Origin of the sequence: Paenibacillus ehimensis NBRC 15659, assembly GCF_004000785.1 — a bacterium.
Taxonomy (GTDB): Bacteria; Bacillota; Bacilli; order Paenibacillales; family NBRC-103111; genus Paenibacillus_G; species Paenibacillus_G ehimensis.
In genome coordinates this window covers 1-1717 of sequence record NZ_BILX01000175.1, presented here as the reverse complement: position 1 = coordinate 1717, position 1717 = coordinate 1, and the positions used below count along the sequence as shown (strand labels likewise).

Here is a 1717-nt window from a genome sequence, read left to right as displayed (position 1 = left end):
TTGACACTCCCCATGCCTAAAGGCAGGGGATTCTTGGGTAGTCACTCCTAACGGAGTGAAATTCACCAAGCTATCCCTGTGTGCCCCACAGTTCAGTTGGTTGGTTACGCCAACAATCGAAGTCCTTCTTGCTCAATATTGATGGCAGCGTTCTGGTCACGGTCATGTTGTACTCCGCATTCTGGACATGTCCACTGTCGCAAGTTCAGGTGTTTTACATCTTTGTTGCGATAGCCGCAATGAAGAGTGGAACAGAGTTGGCTGGAAGGGAATTGCTTCCCAACAATAGAGATTGTTCTGCCGTACCATTCCGCCTTATACTCCAACAGCGTCCGAAACATAGACCAAGAAGCATCGGAAATAGATTTTGCTAATTTGTGGTTTTTGATCATATTTTCCACTTGCAAGTCCTCCAAACAGATCACTTGGTTTTCGCGGATCAGCTTAGTTGACAATTTATGCAGAAAATCATTTCGGATATTGGCGATCTTTTCATGGAGTCGAGCCACTTTGATACGTGCTTTGTTACGGTTTTTACCGCCTTTTTGTCTACGTGATTGAATACGTTGCCACTTCGCAAGTTGCTTTTCATACTTGCGATAGGATTTTGGATTCTTCACCTTTTCACCAGTAGAGAGAATGGCGAAATCCTTGATCCCAAGGTCAACCCCGACTGACTGTTCTACTTTTGGAAATCGTTCACTCTCTGTTTCACATAGAACGGCTACAAAGTATTTGCCTGAAGGATTGCGTCTAATCGTAGCTGAAAGGATGCGCCCTTGTACTTCTCTGGACTTGGCAAATGCAACCCATCCAAGCTTAGGGAGTTTGATGCGATTCCCTTCTACTTTGATGTTCATTTTGCATGTGTAGGATTGCTTTGGATTTTTCTTGCTTTTGAATTTGGGATAGCCCTTTTTCTGTTTGAAAAACTTTTTGTACGAAGAGTCCAAATCTTTTAATGCGGATTGCAAAGCAGTCGAATCTACTTCTCTTAACCATTCGATTTCTTTTTTGAGTTGCGTGAGCAGGGCGGAACAATCGTTGTAATTCAACGTTTTCTTTTCTTGTTCGTATACATTTTTTCGTTCGGCAAGGAAATGATTGAACACAAAGCGAGTACATCCAATTGTCTTGTTTAGGAGTATCGCCTGTACTTTGTTTGGATACAAACGAAATCTGTAGGCTTTGTGCATATTCAATCACTCCTTTCCTTTTGAGACTCAATGTATTTCTTAATCACATCCAATTGAACCGTTCCAACTGTGGCAACAAAGTAAGCGTTTGTCCATAGCGAGGGAAGTCTGCTTGTGAGATGCCTAAATTCCATCCGCAAAACTCTGGAGGTATAGCCCTTCAAATGTTTAACGACTCGGTGAATTCCGAATTGCGGATCGCATTTGATGAGCAGATGAACATGATCAGGCATGATTTCCATTTCAACAATCTCAGCACGTAGTTCTATTGCCTTTTCAAGAAACAATTCTTTTAATCGAATATCTACCGGCTCTTTCAAAACCTTTTTACGATACTTTGGACAAAAGACAACGTGATATTTACAGTCAAATACGATATTGTGGTTACTTTCTACTGATCTCCTCAAAACCATCACCTATGGTTAATCATACCACTTTATGTTAGAAAAAACTTTCTTATCTAACGGAAACATTCAAAAAAACCTTCATGATCTAGCGGTCACCGCGATACATGAAAATGT

2 protein-coding genes are annotated in these 1717 nt (G+C 41.1%); both read right to left on the bottom strand.

The features are described 5' to 3' along the window. Window positions 1-104: 104 nt before the first annotated feature. Complete coding sequence (gene tnpB / locus PEH01S_RS34170; protein WP_127490445.1) at window positions 105-1196, bottom strand: IS200/IS605 family element RNA-guided endonuclease TnpB; 1092 nt, start codon at window positions 1194-1196, stop codon at window positions 105-107. 2 nt (window positions 1197-1198) lie between these two features. Beyond that, a complete protein-coding gene (tnpA, locus tag PEH01S_RS34165; RefSeq protein WP_127490446.1) occupies window positions 1199-1609 on the bottom strand; it encodes an IS200/IS605 family transposase in 411 nt (136 codons plus the stop codon). Window positions 1610-1717 lie beyond the last annotated feature (108 nt).

Bases quoted from the DNA above. Each gene is read 5' to 3' on its own strand.
- tnpB (WP_127490445.1), bottom strand. From the start codon at position 1,196: ATGCACAAAGCCTACAGATTTCGTTTGTATCCAAACAAAGTACAGGCG.
- tnpA (WP_127490446.1), bottom strand. From the start codon at position 1,609: ATGGTTTTGAGGAGATCAGTAGAAAGTAACCACAATATCGTATTTGAC.